A 22,508-nucleotide genomic window follows, 5' to 3' on the forward strand; every position below is an offset into this window, starting at 1 on the left:
TAGCCGGACGCAGCTCGGCGACGGGCTCGGCACGCGCGGCCGGCCCCGTCGGGGCGGGGACGCTGCCGACGCCGGCGCCCCCGGGATGGGGGTAGACCGTGGCGGCCGTGGCGTGCGAACGTCGTCGGATGCACGAAGAGCAGTCCGACGCGGCGTCGGCCGGGGGACCCGGGGCACCCGTCGACCGACGCCGCCTCCTGGCCTACGCCGCCGCGACCCTCGTCGCGGCGACGGGCGCTGCGGCCCTGAGGCCGTCAGAGGCGCGTGCGGCCGCCAGCCTCGGGGAGACGACGCAGGGCGTGACGACGGTGCAGTCGGCCCTCCGCGTGGCCGCGACGAACGCGTGGGGCGGGCAGGTGAACGGCAAGATCCCCTCGTCGCTCCTGGCCACCGTGCCGGCCGTCGTCTCCGGTTCGGGGTACCTGCGAGCCGACGCTGCCCGTCAGTACTTCGCCCTCGCCTCGGCCTTCCAGAACGAGATGGCACGTACCCTCGTGATCACCGAGGGGTACCGGAGCTACGACCGCCAGGTCGAGTACTGGAACAAGTACCAGGCGGGCACGGGCAACCTGGCCGCCTACCCCGGCACGTCGAACCACGGCTGGGGCATCTCGTGCGACTTCGGCTCCAGCGTCGACGTCGCAGGTTCGTACATGAAGCGCTGGATGGACGCCTACGCTCCCTCGTACGGCTGGACGCCGACGGGCAACACGTTCTCGCGCCCGGAGCCCTGGCACTTCGACTACACCGCCCCCTACGTCCCCGAAGCGGTCCAGGCGGTGTCGAACTCGACCGGCCTGATCGCGCTGCGGGTGCCCGAGGCCATGCCCGGCGTGGGCACGAGCTACACCTGCATGGTCGGCACCCGCTTCCTCCGGCACTTCACGACGATCGGTCAGGTGAACGCGATCCGGAGCGTCGGGGTGCCGTACTTCGACGTCGTCCGCCGCGTCGACTTCGAGGCGCTCCTCGACGTCTTCTCCGTCCCGAGGTCCGCCCTCGTGACGGACGCCGACTACTGGCGTCCGTGATCCTCAGCCCCCTCACCCAGAGAGCCCGCACATGATCGTCCTCCACTGCACCGACTACCTCCCCGAGGTGGGCGGCGGCTACGTCTGCATCGTCGCTCCGCGGATGCTGCGCCACGTGACGACGGAGTCCACCGTCGTCGCCCTCCGTGCCGTGGGCATGGCCCCCCGCGACATCGGCGCCCAGGGTTTCTACGACATCCTCACTTCGCTGTCCATCCCCCGCAGCGAGCTGAGGACCGGGGCTGACTACTCCCGTCGGTGACCTGGTCCCACCTGGCTCCGTGCTCGCGACGACGGCGCGTGCCCCGGTGCGCCGGGGAGGCTCCTTGCTAGGCTGCCCGGGTGCAGATCCGCGAACTGAAGATCCCTGACAGCTACGAGATCACGCCGAAGCAGTTCGGCGACGACCGTGGCGTGTTCCTCGAGTGGTACCGCTTCGATCGTCTGGCCGAGGTCGTCGGCCACCCGATCGACCTCCGGCAGGCCAACACCTCGGTCTCGAAGCGAGGCGTCGTGCGCGGCATCCACTTCGCCGACGTGCCCCGCGGCCAGGCCAAGTACGTGACGGCGACGCACGGCGCCGTCCTCGACTACGTGATCGACATCCGCGTGGGCTCTCCGACCTTCGGGCAGTGGGACAGCGTCCTGCTCGACGACGTCGACCGGCGTGCGATCTACCTCGCCGAGGGCCTCGGCCACGCCTTCGTCGCCCTGACCGACGACGCGACCGTGAGCTACCTCGTCACCGACACGTTCCACGCCGAGCGCGAGCACGGCATCGACCCGCTCGACCCCGAGGTCGGCCTGGTGTTCCCGCCCGAGGCCGGGGAGGCGCTCCTCTCGCCGAAGGACACCGCGGCTCCGGGACTCGCCGAGGCGGCCGCGTCCGGCCTGCTCCCCACCTGGGACGACATGCGTGCGTTCTACGCGTCGCTCGACACGAGGGAGGCCTGAGCATGAAGGGCATCATCCTCGCCGGCGGGTCCGGCACGCGGCTGTGGCCGATCACCAAGGGCATCTCGAAGCAGCTGATGCCGATCTACGACAAGCCCATGGTCTACTACCCCTTGTCGACCCTCATGATGGCCGGCATCCGCGAGGTGCTCGTCATCACGACCCCCGAGTACAACGACCAGTTCCGGGCGCTGCTCGGCGACGGCTCGCAGCTCGGCATGGAGATCGAGTACGCGGTCCAGCCCTCGCCCGACGGCCTGGCTCAGGCCTTCGTCATCGGGGAGGAGTTCATCGGAGACGACAGCGTCGCCCTGGTGCTGGGCGACAACATCTTCCACGGGGTGGGCCTCGGCTCGAACCTCAAGAAGAACGCCGACGTCGACGGCGCCACCATCTTCGCGTACCACGTCTCCGACCCGAAGGCCTACGGCGTCGTCGAGTTCGACGAGGCGTTCAAGGCCGTCTCCATCGAGGAGAAGCCCGCGGCGCCCAAGAGCAACTACGCCGTCCCCGGGCTCTACTTCTACGACAACGACGTGGTCCGCATCGCGAAGACGATCGAGCCGAGCCCTCGCGGCGAGCTCGAGATCTCCACCGTCAACGAGCGCTACCTCGAGTCGGGCTCCCTGCAGGTGCAGGTGCTCGACCGGGGCACCGCCTGGCTCGACACCGGCACCTTCGAGTCCATGATGCAGGCGTCGGAGTACGTCCGGGTCATCGAGGACCGCCAGGGCCACAAGATCGGCTGCATCGAGGAGATCGCCTGGCGCAACGGCTGGATCGACGACGAGCACCTCGCGGCACTCGCTGCACCTCTCGCCAAGAGCGGCTACGGCGTCTACCTCCAGAAGCTGCTCAGCTCCCGCTGACGACGCCCCGGCCGACCGACGGCGCTCCCGAGAGGGAGCGCCGTTCGTCGTCTCAGCCCCTCGTGACCCACCACGACCGGGCGCGGAGCCCCACCCGGAGGGCGAGCCGGAGGGGGGCGAGCCACCAGGAGTCGTAGCGGCGAGAGAGGTAGAGGGCGGCGCTGCGGTGGTGCACCCGCTCCATCACGGCGCTGTTCTGCGCCGTGCTGTGCGCGCCGGTGTGCGTGACGACGGCGTCGGGCACGTAGACGTTCGTCCAGCCGGCCTCTCCGAGCCGCGCGCCGAGGTCGACGTCCTCGAAGTACATGAAGTAGGAGTGGTCGAACCCGCCGACGGCGTCGTAGGCCTCGCGCCGCACGAGGAAGCAGGCACCCGACAGCCACCCGGCGGCGCGCTCGCGGTCGGAGTCTCGTTCGGCCTTGTAGGCGACCGACCAGGGGTTGGCCGGCCAGACCCGCCCGAGCAGCGCGTGGCCGACTCCCGTGCGGAGCGACGGCAGGGCCCGGGCCGAGGGGTAGGTCTCACCGGTGCCGTCGAGGATGCGCGGCCCGATCGACGCCGCCCCGGGGAGGCGGTCGGCCGCCGTCACGAGGTGGTCGAGCGACGAGGGCGACAAGACGACGTCCGGGTTGGAGACGAGCACGAGGTCGACGTCGTCGGGCAGCGCGTCGACGGCGGCGTCGATGCCGGCGCCGTAGCCGTCGTTGGCCCGGCGATCGACGAACACGGCGGCGTGCGCCCGGGCGATGCCCGCCTCGATCGTCGGGTCGCGGGAGTCGTTGTCGGCGACGACGACCGTCGCGCGGTCGACGGTCGTGGCGACCCCGACGGCCTCGTCGACGCTCTGCAGGAACGACCGGAGGGTCTCGCCGGAGTTGTGGGTCACGGTCACCACGCCGAGCACGTGGTTCACGAGGCCTCCCGGTAGGCGGCCACGTGCGCCGCAGCCGTCGCCGCCCAGGTGAACCCGGCGGCGCGGGCGACGCCGGCCCTGCCGAGGGCAGCCCGGCGTGCGGCGTCGTCGAGGAGGCGGCCGAGCTCGTCCCGGATCGAGGTCTCGTCGGGCTCCGAGTAGGCCACCGCGTCTCCGCCGACCTCCGGCAGGGCCGAGCGCCGTGTGGTGAGCACGCACGCCCCGCAGGCCATGGCCTCGAGCACCGGGAGGCCGAAGCCCTCGGCCGAGCTCGGGTAGGCGACGACCGAGGCACCGCCGAGGAGGGCGGGGAGCGACGCGAAGGGCAGGTAGCCGACCTCGCGCACGCCGTCGGCGGGGGAGAGGGCGTCGAGGAGCCGGGCCGCCTCGTCGTCCCAGCCCCGGGCCCCGGCCACCACGAGGTCGGGCACGGCCGCGGCGCCGCGGTCGGCACGCAGCTGCTGGTGAGCACGCAGGAGGAGCGCGACGTTCTTCCGGGGCTCGATCGTGCCCAGGAAGGCGAGCCAGGGCTCGTCGTCGGCGAGGCCGACCAGGCGGCGGAGCTCCACCAGCTCGGCGTCGGACGGAGGTGCGAAGGCCGCGTGGTCGACCCCGTGGTGCGCCACCCTCACGGAGGCACGGCGGGTCTGCACGTGGCGCACGAGCTCGTCGGCGGTCGCGGCGCTCGGGACCACGCAGACCAGGCGTCGGCGGAGCGAGGCCCTGATCCAGGCGGAGAAGAAGGTGCGCTTCAGGCGTCCGTGGCTGCCCGGGTCGCTGAAGAAGGTGGCGTCGTGCACCGTGACCACCCGGCGGCGTGCGACGAGGGGGAAGGTGTAGTGCGGCGAGTGGAGGGCACGGGCGCCGAGGCGACGACGGAGCAGGACGAGGCCGGTCTGCTCCCAGACGAAGCGGAGCGGGCGGCGGTCGACGGCCCGGGGCGCCTCGACGACGTGGGCCGTCGGCGCGAGTCGCCGGAAGTGCTCCACGTGCTCTCGCCGGACGACGACCGCGACCGGCTCGTCGGCGGCGTCGAGGGCGGAGACGAGGCCCTCGAGGTACCGGCCCACGCCGCCCAGCTCGGAGGGGACGGCGGTCCCGTCGATCAGGACCGACACGGTCTTCGACAAATGGAACCCCTCACGCAGACTCGGCAGCCGCCAGCATATCCGAGCCGACGACGCACTACAGTCGGTCCGGTGACCGCCCCGCATCCCGACCTGCCGCGCATCCTCATCGTGATCGGCGAGCCCGTCTCCGAGAGGCTCGCCGGCCCCGCCATCCGCGCGTGGGAGATCGCCACGATCCTCCACGCCGAGGGCCACGCCGTGACCATCGCCTCCCTGCGCGACGTGTCGCGCCGCACGGACGACTTCGACGTCGTCGAGTTCGGCCCGGAGAACGCGGAGCAGCTCGTCGACGACTCCGACGTCGTCCTCTTCCAGGGCGGCTTCTACGCGAGCATGCCCTGGCTGCGCGACAAGCCCCAGGTCCAGGTGATGGACCTCTACGACCCGTTCCACCTGGAGTTCCTGCACCGTCAGCACGGCATGGAGAAGGCGGAGGTCGACCGGGTCTTCGCCGAGCTGACGACCGAGCTCAACGCGCAGCTGTCACGGGCCGACCTCGTGCTCTGCGCGAGCGACCGTCAGCGCGACCTCTGGATCGGTCAGCTCGCGGCGCTCGGCCGCGTCCGCCCGCCCCTCGAGGTCGAGGCCGACGCCGCGGTCCTCGACGACCTCGTCCGCATCGTCCCCTTCGGGGTCCCCGACAGCGCCTTCGCCCCCGAGACCAGGGCCATCCGAGGGATCGTGCCCGGCATCGGCCACGACGACTTCGTCCTGATCTGGGGCGGCGGCATCTACGACTGGTTCGATCCGCTGACGCTGATCCGGGCCGTCGACCACGCCCGGGAGCACCTGCCGAACCTCCGCCTGTTCTTCCTCGCCAAGGTCCACCCCAACGCGGGCATCGACGGCCACGCCGTCCCCGACCAGGCCGTGGCCCTCGCGAAGGAGCTGGGCCTCTACGGCACCCACGTCGTCTTCAACGAGGAGTGGGTCGCCTACGACGACCGCGCAGCGTACCTCGCCGACGCCGACCTCGGCGTCACCACCCACCACGCCGGCCTGGAGACCCGCTTCAGCTTCCGCACGAGGAACCTCGACTACGTCTGGGCGGGTCTGCCCCTCATCACCACGGAGGGAGACGTCTTCGAGGACCTCATCCTCCGCCACGGCTTCGGGGCCACCGTGCCCGTCGGTGACGTCGAGGCCCTCTCGGCGGCGATCGTGGCCGCGGCGGCCGACGACGAGACCCGGGCCCGGTGGTCGGCGGCTGCCCGCGAACTGGCCGCGACGATGACGTGGCGCGCCAACCTGGCCCCTCTCGTCGAGTTCTGCCGTGAGCCTCGGCGGTCGTCGGTCGACACGTGGAACCTCGTGACGGCACCGCCGCCCGTCCTGCCGCGCACGCGGTTCGACGACGTCAAGACCCTGGGGCGCCTCCTCAGGACGGGAGGTCCCTCGCTCGTGGCGGAGCGGCTCCGCGACCGTCGTCGACGTGCCGCCCTCGCCGCGGTCACGGCGTCCGAGGCCGACGCGGAGGAGGAGCCGGGCGCCTAGCCCTCGCTCGCGGAGGCTCCCGTCGGGAGCGTGGCGACGACCGTGGCCCGGGAGACCGAGGCTCCGGCGTCGACGGCACGTCGCTCCGCGAGGGTGCGCGGCACCCGGGCCAGGAACTGCCCCAGGGCCCGGGCCCGCCAGACCGCCCGCCTCCGCTCCCGCGGAGAGCGGATGCCGTGCAGCCCGTCGACCAGGAGTCGCACGGTGGTCCGCGAGACCGCGCGCGAGACCATCGACCACGGTCCGTGTCGCAGGGCCACGACGAGCCGGTTGCGCGTGTTGCTCGTGACGAAGAGCTCCGACTCCACGCCCGACGACGAGGCGTGGCGGTGCAGCGCGACCGCAGCTCCGACGTAGCGGACGTCCCAGCCGCGGCGCCGGAGCTTCCAGCTGAGGTCGGTGTCCTCGTAGTACATGAAGAGGCTCTCGTCGAAGCCGCCGCTGTCGCGGACCGCCGTGACCCGCAGGGCGCAGGCGCCGCCTCCGAAGCCGAACACCTCGGCGGGGGAGTCGACGGGGTGGGGGCGCTGCCAGTCGCGGTCGCCGCCGTTGCCGGCCCGGTCGACCACGTTGCCCGTCGAGTTGGTGCGGTCTGACGTGCCGTCGGCGTCGAGCAGGAGGAGGCGAGCGGTGGTCGCGCCCAGCCGCGGCGAGGCCGCGAAGGGCCCGACGAGCTCGGACACGAACCCGGGCCGGGCCAGGGCGTCGTTGTTGAGCAGGACCAGCACCTCGGCGTCGCTCGCGGCGAGGGCGGCGCCGACGCCCGCCGCGAACCCGCGGTTGTCCGGCACCTGGACGAGGCGCACCCAGGGGGCCGCGGCGGCGATGCGGCCGGCCGAGCCGTCGCCCGAGCCGTTGTCCACGACCGTCACCGTGGCGCCCGAGGCGGCAGCCTCGGCCCGCAGGGACTCGACGCAGGCGATGGTCAGGTCCGCGCGTCGCCAGTTGACGACCACGACCTCCGTCACGGGCAGGCCCCGAACGTCGAGCACGGGCCCGCTCAGAAGGTGAGCTTGGCCGCGGCGCCGACCGGGCCGTAGGTCTTGACCGGCGACTTCACCGTGAAGGTCGCGCCGTCGGTGAGGCGGTGCAGCTCCTGCCCGCCCGTGCCGAAGACGGCACTGGTGACGCGGTACTCGCCGCTGCCGAGGTGAGCGTCGGACAGGGTGAAGCGGACCGTGCGACGCCCCTCGAGCACGGGGACGGTGACCGGCAGCACGCTCGAGTGAGTGCCGACGACGACCTGGCCGAAGGGGTTGTCGACGTGGACGCCGATGCCCCAGTCGGTCAGCCGTGTCTTCGCGTCGACCGTGATGTCGATCTCGAGGGGCCGGTCGGCCTCGACCAGGATCTGGTCGCCCGTGTCGCGGCCGGAGACCGAGATGCTCTCGACCCGGGCGATCTCGAAGCTGGACACCTCGACGTGGTCGGCGACGATGCGCTCCTCGGCCGCGTCGGTCGCGGTCTTGAAGCCGGAGCGCAGCACGCTCACGGCGTCCGTGGGGTCGCCGTCGAAGACGACCGAGCCCCTCGCCAGCACCAGGGCCCGCGAGCACAGGTCGGTGATCTGGTTCAGCGTGTGCGTGACCAGCACGATGGTGCGGCCCTCCGCCTGGAACGACGCGATCTTGTCGAGGCACTTCTTCTGGAACGCCTCGTCACCGACCGCGAGCACCTCGTCGACGAGGAGGAGGTCGGGGTCGACGTGCACGGCGACGGCGAACGCCAGCCGCACGTACATGCCGCTCGAGTAGAACTTGACCTGCGTGTCGATGAACTCCTCGATGCCGGAGAACTCCACGATGTCGTCGAAGTAGAGGTCGGTCTGGCGACGGCTGAGCCCCAAGATCGACGCGTTGAGGTAGACGTTCTCGCGACCGGTCAGGTCGCTGTGGAAGCCGGCGCCGAGCTCCAGGAGGGCCGCCATGCGGCCACGACGCACGACCGAGCCCGACGTGGGCTGGATGATGCCGCCGATCGCCTTGAGCAGGGTCGACTTGCCCGAGCCGTTCGGGCCGATGAGGCCGATGGTCGAGCCGGCGTCGATCTCGAGGTCGATGTTGCGGAGCGCCCAGAAGTCCTCCCGGTGCACCTTGCCGCGGCCCAGGCTGACGAGCCGCTCCTTGACGCTCTTGTCCTTGTGGAGGACGAACCTCTTCGAGACGTCGGCGACCTGGACGATGGGGACGGTGGTGTCGGACATCAAAGCTCCTGAGCGAAGTTGCCCTGCAACTTCGAGAAGATGCGCTGCGAGACGAACAGCAGGACGAGGCCCACGAGACCGGCGATCACCATGCGGGTGAAGAGGTCGTCGGGGGCCGTGCCGGGGGTGCCCGCCGACCAGAAGGCCTCCTGGAAGCCGATCACCGCGAGGGTGACGGGGTTGTCGAGGTAGACCTGGACCAGCCAGGCCGGGAGGTGGTTCTGCACCTGGGTCCAGGAGTAGACGATCGGGGAGCCCCACATGACCAGCATGAGGATGACCTCGACGAGGTACTGGACGTCGCGGAGGAAGACGTTGAGCGCGCCCAGCAGGAGGCCGAGGGCGACGGCGTAGACGAGCACCAGCGACAGCCCCGCGACCCCGTAGAGGAGGTGCGGCCCGAGCCGGAGGGAGCCGGTGACGGCCGCCGCGATCAGCAGGATCACGAACTGGATGCCGAAGTTGAAGAGCGACGACCCCACGCTCGAGAGCGTGAAGACCTCCCTCGGCAGGTACACCTTCTTCACCAGGCCCGCGTTCGCCACGATCGACGCGGTGCCGGCGCCCACGATCTCGGAGAAGACGGTGTAGACCGTCAGGCCGGCGAAGATGTAGATGGCGAAGTTCGGGATGTTGCGGGCGGCTCCGAGGAACTGCCCGAGGACGACGTAGTAGATGAAGAGCTGGGTGAGCGGACGCGCGAGGCTCCAGAGGAAGCCCAGCGTGGAGTCCTTGTAGCGGGCCTTGAGCTCGCGCTTCGTGAGCATGCCGAGCAGCTCGCGGTGGCCCCAGATGTCACGGACGGACGAGGCGAACCCGGACACGAACGTGCCGGTCGCGCCCGCGTCCTGCCAGTCGGTCTTCTCGAGTCTGGCGAGGCGCTCTGCAGCGACGTTCTTGGCATCAGCCATGGATGTGCGGCCTCCAGCCGGTACGGGTGCGCGGGTCGTGGCGAACCACCCCGAGACAATACAATAGACATCTTCGGCGAACGGAAAGGACCGGGCTCATCGTCAGGATTCCGACGTGGGCTGGCGCCAGGCGCCGCCTCATGAGAGGGCGCATCACCCTCGGACAGAAGCTCCTCCGCGACGGTGTCGCCGCCGGCACGGCGCACCGGTCGCCCTCCGACTTCCGCTCCTTCGTGGCGAGGCGCGCGACCAGCCGCTTCGTGGGCTTCCCCGAGTCGTGGCGCGACGTGGCGAGGCCGTCCGACGCGGGTCGCCCCGGCGTCGTCGTCGTGCTGCACGTCTTCTACCCCGAGCTCCTCCCCGGGCTCCTCGGCGAGCTCCGGCACCTCCCCGAGCCGTTCGACCTCGTGGTCACGGTCGCCGAGGGGGTCGACGTCCGCGTCGAGCCCCTGCTCCTCGACCTCGAGCTCCTCCGGGAGCACGTCGTCCTCCCCGTCGAGAACCGGGGGCGGGACATCCTGCCCCTGGTCTCCGTGGTGAACGCCGGTCTCCTCGACGGGTACGACGCCGTCCTCAAGATCCACACCAAGCGGTCCGCGTGGCGGGCCGACCACGCCGAGCTCCCGGGCTCGGGGGAGGAGTGGCGCGACGAGCTCGTCGGCGCCGTCCTGCCGTCGCGGGCCGGAGTCGCCGACGTCCTCCGCTCGCTCCGCACCACCCCGGCCGGCCTCGTGACGAGCGGGGCGTCGATCGTCGGCGCGGAGCACTGGGGGGCCGACCGCGAGCTGGTCGTCGACCTCCTGCGGCGCCTCGAGCTCGACGACCTGGTGCTTGACCTGCGGTTCCCCGCCGGGTCGGTCTGGTGGGGCGACGCCTTCCTCGTGCGGGGGCTGCGGGCCCTCCGCCTCGAGCGCGACGACTTCCCCGAGGAGGACGGCGCGGTCGACGGCACCACGGCGCACGCCGTCGAGAGGCTGCTCGGCGTGCTGGCGGTCGAGAGCGGCCTGACGGTCACCGCCGTCGACGCCCTGGGCGACCTCGAGCCCGACCACGTCGAGGAGGTGCGGGTCGTCCCGTTCTACCTGCCCCAGTTCCACACCTTCCCCGAGAACGACCGCTGGTGGGGCGCCGGCTTCACCGAGTGGACCAACGTCTCCCGCGCCGTGCCCGACTACGAGGGGCACGTGCAGCCGATGCTCCCGGGGCAGCTCGGCTTCTACGACCTCAGCCGCGACGAGGTCAGGCACGCCCAGCACGACCTCGCTCGTCGGGCCGGCGTGGCCGGGTTCATGTACTACCACTACTGGTTCGCGGGCCAGCGCCTCATGCAGATGCCGCTCGAGAGGCTGCACGCGAGCGACCTCCCCGAGGTGTTCTGCGTGATGTGGGCCAACGAGGACTGGACGCGCACCTGGGACGGCCGGGGCGACAGCGTCCTCATCGCCCAGGACTACGACGCGGTGCCGGCCGAGGAGTTCATCGAGCACCTCCTCCCGCTCCTGGCCGACGAGCGGTGGCTCCGCATCGGCGGCGCCGCCGTCGTCGCGGTGTACCGCCCGGCCCATCTCCCCGACCACCGGGCCGCCTTCGCGCACTGGCGTCGGCGAGCAGAGGAGGCCGGGGTCGGCCCGCTGCACCTGCTCGGCGTCGACGTCGGAGCGGTCTTCGAGGGGCTCGGGTCCGACGACCTCGCCGGCTCCGGCCTCGACGGGCTGATGGGGTTCCCGCCGCACAACCACGAGTGGCACTGGCAGGAGAGAGGCGGGCTCGGGGTCCGACCCGAGTTCGAGGGCCGCGTCCTGAGCTACCGGGGCATGGCCGACGGCGCTGTGTCGCGCCTCCGCCTCCCCGAGGGCACCGGGGCGGTGGTGCCGGGCGTCATGGCGGGCTTCGACAACACCGCGCGTCGACAGCTCGCCCCCGACATCTGGTACGGAGCGAACCCGTTCACGTTCCGCCGCTGGCTCGCCGAGGCGGCCAGGTCGGCGGCCCGGACGGCTCCGGGCGACCCCGTCGTGTTCGTGAACGCCTGGAACGAGTGGGCTGAGGGAGCCGTCCTCGAGCCCACCGAGAAGTTCGGCGCCACCTACCTCGACGCGGTGGCCTCCGTGACCCGACCCCGCCGCTGACGCCCCGGTGCCCCCGGCGGGCCCGGCTACACTCGATCGACGCGATCTACTGGGAGAAGACACATTGCTGCACCGATTCAGGGTCTGGGCCGTCTCGACTGCGAGGACGCGCCTCCCCATCAACTCTCGGGGGCGCGGGATCGCCATCGCGAGCTACCACACGTACAAGGGGGCGCGTGCGCTCGCCAGCGACGCCAGGACCCTCTTCGAGAAGGTGCCGCAGGGCAAGGCCGGCCTCGACACCTACAAGGAGTTCCTCGCCCAGCAGCGGCGGCTGCCGCACGCCCCCGCCGACCTCGTGTCGCAGACGACCTTCGCGGTCGTCGTCGAGAGCCGCGGCGACGCGGCCGACGCCGTCACGCTCGCCAGCGTCGACGAGCAGCACGGCAACACCCGGGCCCGAGCGATGGTCGTCCCGACCGGCACGACCATCGAGCAGGTGCTGTTCCAGACCGACGCCGACTTCGTGCTCTTCCTGCGCGGCGGCAGCGTCCTCCGGACGCACGCCCTCACCGACCTGGCCAAGCAGCACCGGGTGGACCCCTCCCTGGAGCTGATCGCCTTCGACTCCGACCACGTCGGTCGCGGGGGCACGCGGCGCGATCCCGTCTTCCGCCCCCAGTGGTCGCCCGAGATCCTCCTCGGCGCCAACTACCTCGACCGCGCCTTCGCCGTGTCGCGACGCGCCCTCGTCCGGGCTCCCGGCGCCGACGTCTCCGACTCGGGCGTCTGGCGCATGCTCCTCGACATCGACCTGCCGCCGCGCTGCGCGGGGCTCATCTCGCGCACCCTGCTGAGCGAGCCCGTCGGCATGTCTGCCGCGCCCGTGACGTCGCGGGACGCGGTCATGGTCCGCGAGGCCCTGGCCCGCCGGGGCGAGGAGGCGGTGGTCGCCGTCAAGGACGGCGTCACCCGCGTGCTGTTCGAGCCCGCGTCGTGGCCGAGCGTGTCGATCGTGACGCCGACGCGGCACGGTCGCGCGAACCTGTCGCGCCTCCTCCCCACGCTCGCCACCACCGACTACCCCGCACCGTTCGACCTCACCATCATCGACAACGGCGGCGAGACCCCCGAGAACGTGGCCTGGTACGCCGAGACCGAGCTGGGCGTCGAGCCGACGGTGCTGTGGTGGACGGAGACCCCGTTCAACTACTCGCGGGTCAACAACGTCGCGGTCGCCGCGACGACCGGCGAGGTCGTCGTCATGCTGAACGACGACACCGAGATCGTCGACCCCGCCTGGCTCCGCGAGATGGTCGGCCACCTCATGCGCGAGGGCGTCGGCACGGTGGGCGTCCAGCACCGCCAGGCCGAGGGCCTCATCCAGCACGGCGGCGTGACCATCGGTCCGAACGGGTTCGCCGACAACACCTTCGCCGGCCTGACCCCGGGCGACGACACCCTCCTCGGCTCCACGCGCTGGTACCGCGACAGCCTCGCCGTGACCGGCGCGTGCGTCGCGATCCGGCGCGAGTACTTCGACGCGGTCGGCGGCCTCGACGAGCGCTTCGTCCTCTGCGGCAGCGACGTGGTGCTCGGTCTCGACCAGGTGATCGCTGGTCGACGCAACGTCGTCGTGCCCTTCGACACCGTGCGGCACTACGAGTCCATCACGCGCGGGTCCGCCGTGCCGATGGAGGACTTCTACGCCAGTTACTGGCGGTACCACCCGTGGCTGCAGAACGGCGACCCCTACGCGAGCCCCAACGTCTCCCGTCTGTCGGCCGTGCCGCGGTTCGCCAGCACGCGCGACGTCGCGCCCGTCCAGCTCGCCTTCGCCGTCATGGGCCGTGCCTACACCAAGGTCGCGCAGAGCGGGTCGATCTCGGAGGAGGCCCAGTCGCTCCTCGCGACCGCGTCGGTCTCGAAGGGCGACGTCGCGAAGGTCCACGACCTGCACGCTTCCACGACGGGCTTCGCCGACGTCAAGACCATCAACTGGTTCATCCCGGACGTCGACATGCCCTTCTTCGGCGGGCTCAACACGGCGTTCCGCCTGGCTGACAAGCTGACCCGCGACCACGGCGTCACGCACCGGTTCATCGCGTTCGCCCAGCCGAACCACGCCTACATCTCGTCGGCCATCGCGGCGGCGTTCCCGAGCCTCGCCGACGCCGAGGTCATGTTCTACGACGGCTCGCAGGAGCAGATCGACGCCGTGCCGCCGGCCGACGCGGCCGTGGCCACCCTGTGGCTCACCGCCATGCACGTCGCCAAGTCGTCGTCGGCGCCGCGGAAGTTCTACCTCATGCAGGACTACGAGCCGGGGTTCTACCCGGCGAGCAGCATGTACGCGATGGCGGAGGAGAGCTACCGCCTGGGGCTCTACGGCATCTGCAACACCGAGAGCATGCACCAGATCTACAAGTCCTACGGCGGCTCGTCGATGTACTTCACCCCGGCGGTCGACCGGGGGATCTACCACCCCGACGGCCGACGGGAGAAGGGGGCGGAGGAGCCCGTCACGATCTTCGCGTACGCCCGCGACCACTTCCGCAACTGCTGGGAACTGGTCTACGCGGCGCTCACCGAGATCAAGCGTCGCCACGGGGACCGGGTGCGGATCCTGGCCGCGGGGGCTCGGTACCTCCCGAACAGCGCCGACTTCATCGACATGGGCCTCCTCGACTACCGGGCGACCGGTGCGATGTACCGGGAGACCGACATCGGCCTCACCATGCAGATCTCACGCCACCCGTCGTACCTGCCCCTGGAGCTGATGGGCAGCGGCGTGCCCATGGTGGCACCCGACAGCGAGTGGTTCACCTGGCTCTTCAAGAACGGCGAGAACTCGCAGCTCACGATGCGGACGGTCGACGACATCGTCGACAACCTCGAGAAGCTGATCCTCGACGAGGAGCTCCGTCGCCGCACGTCGGAGAAGGCTCTGGAGACGATCGACGCTCGACACGGCGACTGGGACGCTGCGCTCGACGGCATCTACGGGTTCCTGACCGACCCCGAGGGGCACCTCTCGGCGTAGGCCGACCCCGCCACGACACCTGCCCTGCCCCCCGATCCGGGGGGCAGGGCAGGTGTCGTCGGAGCGGGTGCCTGACATACCCTGGGTGAGTGTGATGCGGCCGAGGGGCACCCGACAGGTGGTCCTGACGCCCGCGCCTCGGGTACAGGGCCCAGGCGTGACGTAGGGCGAGAGGCCGACCCATGACCGTTCCAGTGACGACCAGACCTCTGTTCCGGTGGGTGGTGATGCTCGTGGCCGTGCTCGTCGCGGCGGGGACGCTCGTCGCGGTCCAGCCGCCCGGGGCGGCTCGAGCGGCCTCCTTCGAGCCGGGCAACATCATCAGCGACCAGAACTTCTACGACGCCAACGCGATGTCGCAGGCGCAGATCCAGTCGTTCCTGGAGGCGCAGGTGCCGTCGTGCGGCAACGGCAACTGCCTCCGCGGCAAGCGCACCGACACGACCAGCCGGCCCGCAGACGCCATGTGCGGCGTCTACCAGGGCGCGGCCTCCGAACTCACCTCGAGCATCATCTACAAGGTGCAGCAGGCGTGCTCGATCAGCGCCAAGGTCCTCCTGGTGACGCTGCAGAAGGAGCAGACGCTCATCACGGCGACCGCACCGAGCGACGCTCGGATCGACCGCGCCATGGGCTACGCCTGCCCGGACGACGTGTCGCGCCCCGGCTACTGCGACCCGGCCTACGCCGGCCTCTACAACCAGATCTACCGCGCCGCGTGGCAGCTCAAGCGCTACGGCAACCCGGCCGGGACGAGCAACTACTTCACCTGGTACCCCGTGGGTCAGGTGGCCCAGGTGCGCTACAACCCGAACGCCGCCTGCGGCAGCAGCGGTGTCTACATCAGCAACAAGGCCACGGCGGCTCTGTACTACTACACGCCGTACCAGCCGAACGCGGCGGCGCTCGCGAACATGACCGGCACGGGGGACTCCTGCTCGGCCTACGGCAACCGCAACTTCTGGCGTTTCTACACGTCGTGGTTCGGCGCGACGACGGGACCCACGAGCCCCTTCGGCAACGTCGAGTCCGTCACCACGGGCGTCGGGTCCCTGCGCGTCACGGGGTGGACGATCGACCCCGACGACATGCGGGCAGCCCTCGCGGTGCACGTCTACATCGACGGGGTCGGCGCCGGTGCCGTGACGGCGAACGCGTCACGCCCCGACGTGGGGGCGATCCACACCGCCGCCGGTGCCGGCCACGGTTTCGACGCCTCCTTCGGCATCGCGGGCGGGCGGCACGAGGTCTGCGTGTTCTTCATCAACGTCGGCGGCGGGGGCAACACCTCGTCGTGCTCGACCGTGACCGTCCCGACGGGCAACCCCTTCGGATACCTCGACTCCGCGGTGGTCAACGGCAACGCGGTCACGGTCAAGGGCTGGTCGATCGACCCCGACACGCGGGCACCGATCGACGTGCACCTCTACGCGAACGGGCAGGCGACGGTCGTCCGGGCCGACGAGGAACGCCCCGACGTCGGTCGCGCCTACTCCGCGTACGGCTCTGCCCACGGGTACGAGCAGGAGCTCACGCTGGCCGCGGGCTCGTGGAACATCTGCGCCTTCGGCATCAACGCCGGAGGGGGAGACGCGAACACCGTCCTGGGCTGCCAGACGGTGGTCGTCACGGGCACGCCGACCGACCAGGGCCGCACGCCCCGCGGCAACTTCGAGGAGCTGACGGCGACGGCCGGCACGGTGGCCCTCAAGGGCTGGGCGCTCGACCCCGACACGACGGCGCCCGTGTCGCTCACGGTGACCGTGGGCGGAACGAAGAGCACCGTCGTCGCCGACGCGGTGCGGGCCGACGTGGGCTCAGCGTTCCCCGGGTCGGGCGACCGTCACGGGTTCCAGGCCTCGCTCGCGGCGCCGTCCGGGTCGCAGCAGGTCTGCATCACTGCCGTGAACGACGGCCGGGGAGGCGACGTCTCGCTGGGCTGCCGGACGGTCACCGTGCCGTCGTCGGTGCCCGTCGACCGTGGCAGGACGCCCTTCGGCAACTTCGAGAGCGCAGCCGCTTCGGGCGGCGCGGTCACGGTCGCGGGCTGGGCGATCGACCCCGACACGGCGAAGCCCCTCCAGGTCCACGTGTACGTCGGGTCCGCGGCGACGGCGATCGTCGCCGACGTGTCGCGGCCGGACGTGGCTGCCGCCTACCCTGCGTCGGGTGACAGGCACGGCTTCAGCGCCACCCTGCCGGCCGGGACGGGCTCACAGAACGTGTGCGCCTTCGCCATCAACGACGGTGCCGGCGCCAACACGGTCCTCGGCTGCAAGACCGTGACCGTCACCTCGACCGCGCCGGTCGGCAACGTCGAGTCGGTCAGCGGCGCCGCCGGCTCCGTCTCGGCCACGGGGTGGATGGTGTCGCCGGGATCGCCCGACGCGGTGCCCGTGCACGTCTACGTCGACGGCGTGGGCACTCCGTTCACGGCCGATCTCGACCGGCCTGACGTGGGAGCGGCGTACCCGGCCCTCGGCTCGCGGCACGGGTTCTCCGCGACCGTCCCCGTCGCGGCCGGGGCCCACACGGTCTGCGTGTGGGGCCTCGACGTCAGGGGCGGCCAGCACCGCCAGTTCGGCTGCTGGCGGGTCACATCGAGCTGATCCGCGTCCGCGCTGACCGACGACGAGACCCCGGGCACCAGGTGCCCGGGGTCTCGTCGTTCGTCGGCGCGGCAGGACCACGCTCTCCGTCAGGAGGCCGCGTCGACCCGTTCGGGCTCATGCGCGGGCTCGACCGGGGAGGACCAGGACCGTGCGATCGCCGCCCGCACCACGAGACCCGCCACGAGCACCGTCGCGGCGACGACGACGGTCCAGAACTCCCACGTGAGGGGCGGCTGCCAGGAAGGAGCAGTGACCATGGCCCGCCAGCCGATCCCGTCCTGGAGGCCGGTGACGTACCGACGGAAGACCCAGACGACCGTGTGGACGTGGAGCACGGCGAGGACGACCAGCCCGACCGTCACGAGCCGGAGGCTCTCCCGTCGCCGCAGCGTCGAGGGGAAGGCGTCGTCGAGAGCCATGCCGGCGGCGATGACGAGGCAGGTGAGGATCGCGAGGATGTACCGGGCCTGCCAGATGTAGCCGTAGTCGGTGACGGCGAAGCCCTGGACGATCGGGGGCACGAGCACCATGGCGACGGCGAGGACGGCTGTGCCGAACCGTGCACGACCCCGGCCGAAGACGAGGGCCGCGACGATGAGGGCGAGCATGGCGAACCCCCAGAGCAGGACCGTCGTCGCCGGTGCGGGCGTGTCGATCCAGCCGAAGAGGCCCACGTAGCCCTGGCCGTTCTCGAAGGTGATGAAGATCATCCGGTTGAACCCCGACAGGAACGACGATCCCGCTCCGACGTAGGGCACCCCGGGGCTGAGGCTCTGGCTCGTGAGGGTCCAGAGGAGGCCGGCCGCGGCTCCGAGGCCGATCACGGCGGCTCCGACCCAGAACGCGGCCCGTCTCGCGAGAGCGCGCAGCAGGCTCAGGTCGAGCAGCGTCGCCACGACGATGAGGAGCAGCCACAGCAGGCCGATGCTCCGCGTGTTGGCGAGCACGACGGCGGCGACGACGACGAGGGCGATGCGGTGCCGGGGGAATCCCTCGGAGCGTCGCTGGGCCAGGAGCGACGCCCACGAGAAGAGCATGATGGCGGAGGTGATCTCCATGCTGCTGGGGTTCACCGAGCCCATGATGAACACGACCATGGGCGTGACGGCGACCGCGACGGCGGTCAAGGTCCAGGCGCGGGCACGCATCTGGCTGAGCGCCACGACGGCTGCCGCGAGGAGCGCGGACGAGAGCGCCGCGCTCAGCAGGCGCATGGCGTAGAGGGCGGGCTCGCCCTCCAGCACGAGGCTGGGAAGGCCGACGACGAGGTAGTACAGCGGGTTGTACGAGCCTGCGCTGGTCGTGGCCTCTTCCTGCTGCGTGGAGTCGGTGAGCGGCTCCTGGCACGAGGCCGGCACGGAGGGTGCGAACGCGAAGCAGGCCAGCTCGGCGGTGTCGGCGACGTACTCGGGCACCTCGACGTCCGCCGCCCCCGCTTGGACGTCGCTCGGCTCGCCCGTGAACTCGCCGCGCACGACGGCGGCGGCGTGGATGGTGTGCGCCGGCTCGTCGGGCACCGACATCAGGGGGCTCGCGAACGCCCACGCCCCGGAGAGCGCGAACAAGAGCGCGAACGCTGCCAGGAACACGTGCCAGGGCGACCGGGTCGCGTGCCGCCGTGCCTCGGCGCGGTCGATCGTGGTGGTGGTCGTCATGCGGTGTCGTGCCCCTCCGTCGGTCTCAGGCTGGAAGCCCTCGTCGATGCTATCGGCGCCGGGCGGACTCAGGACCCGGGCGAGGTGGGCGGGCTGGGGCTGCACCTAGACTGTCTCGCGGTCGTCCCGCCCGGGGCCGTCCCGGGAGGTCCACGTGTCACAACGAGTCGCGTCGTCCGCCGTGTACAGCACGGCCGGCATGGCGGTGCAGGGCCTGTCCCGCCTCGCCTACACGATCATCATCGGGCGCGTGCTCGGCACCGAGGCCCTGGGGCACGCGGGCGCCCTGCTCTCGCTCAGCATCTTCGTGGCCCTGTTCTGGCCGACGGCGGCCGGCAACACCTCGTCCCGCTTCCTGGCCGTCGCCCTCCACCGCGGCAGCTCCGACGCGGCCGTCAACCGCTTCCTCGGTGTCACGACCCTCGCCTCCTCCGTCCTCCTCGGCGCGATCTCCGTCCCGATCGCCCTCGCGCTCGGCAACGGACCGGTGACGGCTGCCAGTGCGGCGTTGCTCGTCGTCGGCTACGGCCTGTACGCCTATGCGCGGGGCGCGCAGCTCGGGTACCACCGGGCCGGGCGGATCGCCTTCTGGGACACCGCGTCGTCCGTGCTCAGCCTCGGGCTCCTCGTCGCCGTCGCGGTCGGCGGCCTCTCGGGTCTCGTGCTCCTCCCACTGGCGATCGGGTACGTCGTCTTCGCGCTCGCGTGCCGCCCGCGCGGGAACGGTCTGCCGGGCGCGGACGGCCTCCCCGAGGGGCTCGTCTCCTTCGCGGCGTGGAACGTCCTGGCGGGGCTGACGACGAACGGGCTCCTGCAGATCGCGATGCTGGCCGCCCAGGTCTACGGACGAGACGCCGAGGCGGGCGTCTTCGCGGCGGCGTTCACGCTGGCCACCCCGGCGTCGATGCTCGGCCAGGCCGTCAGCCAGATCGTCGTGCCCGCCTTCGCCCACCGCAGCGGAGGAGGAGGCCTGCGCGACCGTTCTTCAGCCTTCTTCGTGACTGCGTTCGCCGCGGTGTCGGCCGTCGCCTTCGGGCTCGTCGCGCTCGTGTCGCCGTGGGCACTCCCGATCTTCTACCCCGCGCAGGGCGCGGCAGCCGTCCCGATGCTGCAGTTCCTGATGCTCGGGGTCTTCGTCTTCACCGTGGCGCTCATCCCGGCCGCGCTGCTCCTCGCGGCCGGACGCTCGCGGGCCGTCGCGCTCGCCTCCATCGGAGGCTTCGTCGTGGGCATCGTCACCGTCGTGGCGACCGGGCCCTCGCTCGGCGTGTGGGCCGGGAGCGTCGGCTTCCTCGTCGGCTCGACGGTCAACCTGGTCGCGGTGGTCGTCATCGGGCTGGGCCGCGTCGACCAGCCGATCGACGACGCCGCTGCCCAGGCCGCGTCAGAGCAGACGACGAGCTAATGACCAGTAGCCGCGCATGGCCGCCTGGAGCACGCCGGCACCAGGAGGCAACGGGAAGACCTGCTGGTCGAGCTCGGCCGTCAGCAGTGCGCCCATCTCGCGGTCGGACGTGACCTGCGTCGATCGGATGCGGCGTCGCCGTGAGCGGACGTAGTCACCGTGGTCGGCGACCCAGCGCCGCGCCCGGCGGAGCTCCGGGCCCCATCCCTGCCGCGTCGCGACGAGCGACATGGCCACGTCGAGGGCGGCCGTGGGGAGCCAGGTCACGGCACGGAGGCGCGGGCTGAAGGAGCTCCGCACGAAGATGCGCCGGTTCTTCTCCAGCAGGTACATCTTGAGCGCGTTGCGGCTGAACTCATAGTGGTGGAGGACGACGGCGTCGGGAACGTAGACGACGCGACGGCCCGAGGCCCAGGTGCGCCAGCTGAGGTCGACGTCCTCGTGGTAGGCGAAGTACTCGTCGTCGAAGCCCCCGAGCTCGCGCCAGAGCGCGGTGCGGAGGGCGACGCCGGCGCCGGACGCCGAGGCGACGTCCTTCTCGACGGCGTGACGGCTCGCGGGCTCCCCGAACCCCCCGGCCCAGCTGAGGCCCACGACGTGGAGCGGGTTGCCTGCGGAGTTCATCGTCTGAGGGTCGTGGGCGAGCCGGATGCTGCCGCTGGCGATGCCCACGCCGGGTCGTGCGGCGACCTCGACGAGACGAGCCAGGGCGTCGTCCACGAACTCCGCGTCGGAGTTGAGCAGCGCGACGAAGTCGGTGGCCACGTCGGCGGCGCCGTAGTTCACGCCCCCCGCGAAGCCGAGGTTCTCCGGCGGGGTGAGGACGGTCATGCGGGGAACGGGCGGCAGGGTCGCCACAGCGTCGGAGGTGCACCCGTTGTCGACGACGACGACCGACACGTCGACGCCGCGGCTGTCGAGGGCGGAGCGGACTGCAGCGTGGAGATCGGGCTCCTCGCCCCACGCGAGGGTGACGACGGTGACGGCGGGCTGGGAGCTCGTCACGCGGAGCGCCCCTCGTGGTCGACGCGGTGAGGGGGCTCCGGGAGGTCAGCGGTGGGCGCGGCGGTCGTGCCCGGCTCGGGGGCCAGCTCCAGGAGCGACAGGCGCTGGTCCTGCAGCGCCACGTGCTCGGCGAGCGTCCTGGTCTTGTCCTCCAGGACGGTCAGCTCGGCGCTGTGCTGGACCGACACCAGGAAGAGGATGACGACGCTGACGAAGAAGCTGAGGTTGGTCGGGACGCGGATCCCGACGAGCTGGGCCGTCGCGGTGAGGAGCTGCGGGAAGACGGCCACCACGAGGGCGAGGACGCCGGCGAACAGCCACCAGAGAGCGTGCCGCTCGCGGACGCGTCGCCGGCGGAGCAGCTCGAACACGACGACGAGGACGAGCAGCGCCGAGACGATGCCGAAGACGTAGGTTGCTGTGGTCACGGGGTCGTCCCTGCTTCAGGCTGGAGTGTGAGCGGTGGCCGCCAGAGGGCGATCACCAGGGCGATGGCCGCACGGCCGAGGTAGACGGCCGCCTTGACCGGGGCGTGCGAGGGCGTGCCGCCGGCGCGCTCGCGCATGGTGACGGGGACTTGCTGGATCGTGCAGCCGGCACGGGCCGCCAGCACGAGGGACTCGATCGTGTCGCCCAGGTACTCTGCGGGGTAGTGCTCGGCGAAGATCTCGATCGCGCGGGGGCCAGCCCCCCGGAAGCCCGACGTCGTGTCGGTCAGGCGCGTCCCGGCGATCCGACCGATGACCACGGCGAGGACCTTCATCGCCCACTTCCGCGGCCCGCGGACGGTGTAGTCGCCCTCGCCCGCGAAGCGCGCGCCGATCGCGACGTCGTGGGTCTGCAGGGCGTCGAGGATCTTCGGCACCCCTGCCGGATCGTGCTGGCCGTCGGAGTCGACCTGGACCACGTAGCGGAAGCCGTGGGCCCTCGCGTACTTGAAGCCGGTGCGCATGGCCCCGCCGACGCCGAGGTTGAAGGGGAGGTCGACGACGGCGGCTCCCGCGCGTCGCGCCTCGCCGACGGTGTCGTCCCTCGAGCCGTCGTTGACGACGAGGACGTGCACGCCTCGGAGTGCGGCTCGCACCTCGGCGACCACCCCGGCGACGGCGTCCTCCTCGTTGAATGCGGGCATGACGATGAGAGTCTGCGCGAGGGCCGAGGACATGCGACGATCCTAGCGCGGGGGCCGTCGCTCCTCGGTCATCGCCTAGGCT

General features: G+C 71.5%; 18 protein-coding genes. 9 read left to right on the forward strand and 9 right to left on the reverse strand.

Annotation, left to right across the window (positions count from 1 at the left end):
• The first annotated feature begins 128 nt into the window (after window positions 1-128).
• From ASF82_RS03290 to rfbA, 4 genes are all read left to right on the forward strand, one after another.
• On the forward strand, window positions 129-1,031 hold the full coding sequence (locus ASF82_RS03290; RefSeq protein WP_056053318.1) for a D-alanyl-D-alanine carboxypeptidase family protein: 903 nt from the start codon (window positions 129-131) through the stop codon (window positions 1,029-1,031).
• Window positions 1,032-1,062: 31 nt separating this feature from the next.
• Window positions 1,063-1,293, forward strand: coding sequence for a hypothetical protein (locus ASF82_RS03295; protein ID WP_056053321.1), 231 nt, complete (start codon window positions 1,063-1,065; stop codon window positions 1,291-1,293).
• An 80-nt stretch (window positions 1,294-1,373) separates the two neighbouring features.
• Entirely contained in the window at window positions 1,374-1,985 is a 612-nt protein-coding gene (locus ASF82_RS03300) for a dTDP-4-dehydrorhamnose 3,5-epimerase family protein (protein WP_056053324.1), read from the forward strand.
• Between the two features lie 2 nt (window positions 1,986-1,987).
• On the forward strand, window positions 1,988-2,854 hold the full coding sequence (rfbA, locus tag ASF82_RS03305; protein WP_056053327.1) for a glucose-1-phosphate thymidylyltransferase RfbA: 867 nt from the start codon (window positions 1,988-1,990) through the stop codon (window positions 2,852-2,854).
• A 52-nt stretch (window positions 2,855-2,906) separates the two neighbouring features.
• On the opposite strand, the gene ASF82_RS03310 is transcribed toward rfbA, so the two are convergent.
• Both ASF82_RS03310 and ASF82_RS03315 read right to left on the reverse strand, forming a co-directional pair.
• Entirely contained in the window at window positions 2,907-3,767 is an 861-nt protein-coding gene (locus ASF82_RS03310; RefSeq protein WP_056053331.1) for a glycosyltransferase family 2 protein, read from the reverse strand.
• Window positions 3,764-4,897, reverse strand: coding sequence for a glycosyltransferase family 1 protein (locus tag ASF82_RS03315; RefSeq protein WP_235491148.1), 1,134 nt, complete (start codon window positions 4,895-4,897; stop codon window positions 3,764-3,766). Before ASF82_RS03315 ends, ASF82_RS03310 begins: the two co-directional genes overlap by 4 nt.
• 69 nt (window positions 4,898-4,966) lie before the next feature.
• Here ASF82_RS03315 and ASF82_RS03320 point away from each other — a divergent pair, with 69 nt between their 5' ends.
• Window positions 4,967-6,391 (forward strand): glycosyltransferase family 4 protein, encoded by a 1,425-nt coding sequence (locus ASF82_RS03320; RefSeq protein ID WP_056053335.1) that lies wholly within the window; start codon window positions 4,967-4,969, stop codon window positions 6,389-6,391.
• Here the strand turns inward: ASF82_RS03320 and ASF82_RS03325 are convergent.
• From ASF82_RS03325 to ASF82_RS03335, 3 genes are read right to left on the reverse strand one after another with little or no spacing between them, the layout of a single operon-like run.
• The gene (locus tag ASF82_RS03325; protein ID WP_082514276.1) at window positions 6,388-7,383 is read right to left on the reverse strand and encodes a glycosyltransferase; all 996 of its coding nucleotides are present in this window, start codon (window positions 7,381-7,383) and stop codon (window positions 6,388-6,390) included. The two genes, ASF82_RS03320 and ASF82_RS03325, sit on opposite strands and share 4 nt — an antisense overlap.
• 8 nt (window positions 7,384-7,391) lie before the next feature.
• Window positions 7,392-8,594, reverse strand: a complete 1,203-nt coding sequence (locus tag ASF82_RS03330) for an ABC transporter ATP-binding protein (protein ID WP_056053339.1) — start codon at window positions 8,592-8,594, stop codon at window positions 7,392-7,394.
• Window positions 8,594-9,505 carry an ABC transporter permease gene (locus tag ASF82_RS03335; RefSeq protein ID WP_056053342.1) on the reverse strand — a complete coding sequence of 304 codons (912 nt, stop codon included), beginning with the start codon at window positions 9,503-9,505 and terminating at the stop codon, window positions 8,594-8,596. Before ASF82_RS03335 ends, ASF82_RS03330 begins: the two co-directional genes overlap by 1 nt.
• A 140-nt stretch (window positions 9,506-9,645) precedes the next feature.
• Here ASF82_RS03335 and ASF82_RS03340 point away from each other — a divergent pair, with 140 nt between their 5' ends.
• From ASF82_RS03340 to ASF82_RS03350, 3 genes are all read left to right on the forward strand, one after another.
• Window positions 9,646-11,634 (forward strand): glycoside hydrolase family 99-like domain-containing protein, encoded by a 1,989-nt coding sequence (locus tag ASF82_RS03340; protein ID WP_056053345.1) that lies wholly within the window; start codon window positions 9,646-9,648, stop codon window positions 11,632-11,634.
• A 64-nt stretch (window positions 11,635-11,698) separates the two neighbouring features.
• The gene (locus tag ASF82_RS03345; RefSeq protein WP_056053348.1) at window positions 11,699-14,617 is read left to right on the forward strand and encodes a glycosyltransferase; all 2,919 of its coding nucleotides are present in this window, start codon (window positions 11,699-11,701) and stop codon (window positions 14,615-14,617) included.
• Between the two features lie 194 nt (window positions 14,618-14,811).
• Window positions 14,812-17,226: a hypothetical protein gene (locus tag ASF82_RS03350; RefSeq protein WP_156369899.1), complete on the forward strand. Its 2,415-nt coding sequence runs from the start codon at window positions 14,812-14,814 to the stop codon at window positions 17,224-17,226.
• 89 nt (window positions 17,227-17,315) lie between these two features.
• Here ASF82_RS03350 and ASF82_RS03355 read toward each other — a convergent pair whose 3' ends face one another.
• Window positions 17,316-18,884, reverse strand: coding sequence for a DUF2142 domain-containing protein (locus ASF82_RS03355; RefSeq protein WP_056053353.1), 1,569 nt, complete (start codon window positions 18,882-18,884; stop codon window positions 17,316-17,318).
• Window positions 18,885-19,038: 154 nt separating this feature from the next.
• Here ASF82_RS03355 and ASF82_RS03360 point away from each other — a divergent pair, with 154 nt between their 5' ends.
• Window positions 19,039-20,289, forward strand: a complete 1,251-nt coding sequence (locus ASF82_RS03360) for a lipopolysaccharide biosynthesis protein (RefSeq protein WP_156369900.1) — start codon at window positions 19,039-19,041, stop codon at window positions 20,287-20,289.
• On the opposite strand, the gene ASF82_RS03365 is transcribed toward ASF82_RS03360, so the two are convergent.
• The 3 genes from ASF82_RS03365 to ASF82_RS03375 are packed head-to-tail and all read right to left on the reverse strand — an operon-like array spanning window position 20,269 to window position 22,459.
• On the reverse strand, window positions 20,269-21,294 hold the full coding sequence (locus ASF82_RS03365; protein ID WP_056053362.1) for a glycosyltransferase: 1,026 nt from the start codon (window positions 21,292-21,294) through the stop codon (window positions 20,269-20,271). The two genes, ASF82_RS03360 and ASF82_RS03365, sit on opposite strands and share 21 nt — an antisense overlap.
• On the reverse strand, window positions 21,291-21,722 hold the full coding sequence (locus tag ASF82_RS03370) for a DUF2304 domain-containing protein (protein WP_082514277.1): 432 nt from the start codon (window positions 21,720-21,722) through the stop codon (window positions 21,291-21,293). Before ASF82_RS03370 ends, ASF82_RS03365 begins: the two co-directional genes overlap by 4 nt.
• Window positions 21,719-22,459 (reverse strand): glycosyltransferase family 2 protein, encoded by a 741-nt coding sequence (locus tag ASF82_RS03375; RefSeq protein ID WP_056053363.1) that lies wholly within the window; start codon window positions 22,457-22,459, stop codon window positions 21,719-21,721. Before ASF82_RS03375 ends, ASF82_RS03370 begins: the two co-directional genes overlap by 4 nt.
• Between the last annotated feature and the right edge of the window lie 49 nt (window positions 22,460-22,508).

It is taken from the genome of Frigoribacterium sp. Leaf164 (assembly GCF_001423665.1).
GTDB classification, from domain to species: Bacteria; Actinomycetota; Actinomycetes; order Actinomycetales; family Microbacteriaceae; genus Frigoribacterium; species Frigoribacterium endophyticum.

What these genes read in the sequence shown, in the direction of transcription:
- ASF82_RS03355 (WP_056053353.1), bottom strand. Translation starts at nt 18,884, where the DNA reads ATGACGACCACCACCACGATCGACCGCGCCGAGGCACGGCGGCACGCG.
- ASF82_RS03375 (WP_056053363.1), bottom strand. Translation starts at nt 22,459, where the DNA reads ATGTCCTCGGCCCTCGCGCAGACTCTCATCGTCATGCCCGCATTCAAC.
- ASF82_RS03295 (WP_056053321.1), top strand. Translation starts at nt 1,063, where the DNA reads ATGATCGTCCTCCACTGCACCGACTACCTCCCCGAGGTGGGCGGCGGC.
- rfbA (WP_056053327.1), top strand. Translation starts at nt 1,988, where the DNA reads ATGAAGGGCATCATCCTCGCCGGCGGGTCCGGCACGCGGCTGTGGCCG.
- ASF82_RS03335 (WP_056053342.1), bottom strand. Translation starts at nt 9,505, where the DNA reads ATGGCTGATGCCAAGAACGTCGCTGCAGAGCGCCTCGCCAGACTCGAG.
- ASF82_RS03340 (WP_056053345.1), top strand. Translation starts at nt 9,646, where the DNA reads ATGAGAGGGCGCATCACCCTCGGACAGAAGCTCCTCCGCGACGGTGTC.
- ASF82_RS03290 (WP_056053318.1), top strand. Translation starts at nt 129, where the DNA reads ATGCACGAAGAGCAGTCCGACGCGGCGTCGGCCGGGGGACCCGGGGCA.
- ASF82_RS03330 (WP_056053339.1), bottom strand. Translation starts at nt 8,594, where the DNA reads ATGTCCGACACCACCGTCCCCATCGTCCAGGTCGCCGACGTCTCGAAG.